Genomic DNA, 1,307 nt, shown 5'->3' with positions numbered 1-1,307 from the left:
CCCAGGTGCCGTCGGCGGCGTAGCGGCGGTGGCGCTTCCACACGGTCTTCCAGGACCCGAAGTGCTCGGGCAGGTCGCGCCACGGGATGCCGGCGCGGTAGCGGTAGATGATGCCCTCGACCACGAGCCGGTGCTCCTTGAACGGGCGCCCCGCCCTGCCCGTGGAATCGGGCATGAACGGGGCAATCAGCTCCCACTGGGGATCGGTGAGGACGGTGTAACGGGAATTCACCCGTTAATCCTGCCAAACCGAACCGTCAGCGATTAGGAGACACGCCCTAGGGTCTGTGAGGTGGTCATGTTTTAAATCTCCTGTTCTGAAGCCAAGTGCCAGCGAGTGGCGGCGCTAGAGACTGGGCGAAGAGTCCAGCAATGTACGCGTATATGCGCTTTTGGGGTTGGCGAAAACTTCTTCCGCTGGCCCGTTTTCCATAATTTTTCCGTCGCAAAGCACAGCTACCTGATCACTCATGAATTCCACGACGGCCATATCATGGCTCACGAAAATCATCGAGAGACTCCGCGACTCTTGGATGTCCTTGAGCAGATTCAAGACGCGAGCCTGAACTGAAACATCCAGCGCTGAAACTGGTTCGTCAGCAACGATAAGTTCAGGTTCAAGCGCCAAACCGCGTGCTATGGAAATGCGTTGCCGCTGACCACCCGAGAACTCATGCGCGTACCGTCCCAACCAGCCCTCGGCCAACTGCACTTCATCTGCAAGGGCTCGAGCCCGCATGCGACGTTCCCCGGCTGAATACAGATTCTGTACGCGCATCGGTTCTTCAATGAGCTCTTGCAAGCTCATCCGCGGATTGMGTGAATTTGATGAATCCTGAAAAATCATCTGCATCTTGCGACGGTACAAACGCAGCTCGTCCTTGCCCAAGGCAAAGATGTCCTGGCCCAAGACGCGTACCGATCCGGAGGTGGGTCTGATGAGACCAATCGAGATCCTGCCCAGGGTGGATTTGCCGGATCCTGATTCCCCTACTAGGGCGTGTCTCCCAATCGTGATTTCTCGAGGGCGGCGCTCCAGATGACCACCGCGTGGAGCACCACGGCCGAGCGGTAGGTCAGGGCGAGCTTGTCGTAGCGGGTGGCCATGCCGCGCCATTGCTTCAGGGCGTTGAAGCTGCGCTCCACGACGTTGCGGCGCTTGTAGGCCTCCTTGTCGTAGGTGACCGGACGTCCTCCGGCGGAGCCCTTGCGCTTCCGGTTGGCCTTTTGGTCGTCCTTTTCGGGGATCACGCATTGGATGCCGCGCTCGCGGAGGTATTTCCGGTTGCCCGTATTTCCGGTTGCCC

At 59.2% G+C, this 1,307-nt stretch carries 3 protein-coding genes; all 3 read right to left on the bottom strand.

Translation table 11 applies throughout. The annotated features are described in order from the left end of the window. Positions 1-175 (bottom strand): transposase (locus BLJ79_RS22180; protein ID WP_286135954.1); only part of this gene is annotated, 175 nt, incomplete at its 3' end. A gap of 171 nt (positions 176-346) precedes the next feature. Further along, on the bottom strand, positions 347-949 hold the full coding sequence (locus BLJ79_RS22175) for an ATP-binding cassette domain-containing protein (RefSeq protein WP_286135951.1): 603 nt from the start codon (positions 947-949) through the stop codon (positions 347-349). A 44-nt stretch (positions 950-993) separates the two neighbouring features. Beyond that, positions 994-1,307 (bottom strand): IS5/IS1182 family transposase (locus BLJ79_RS23615; protein ID WP_071216984.1); only part of this gene is annotated, 314 nt, incomplete at its 5' end.

It is taken from the genome of Arthrobacter sp. UCD-GKA (genome assembly GCF_001863355.1).
GTDB lineage: Bacteria > Actinomycetota > Actinomycetes > Actinomycetales > Micrococcaceae > Paeniglutamicibacter.
The sequence above is the reverse complement of the archived record's forward strand: the minus strand, read 5'-3'. Positions and strand labels throughout refer to the sequence as shown.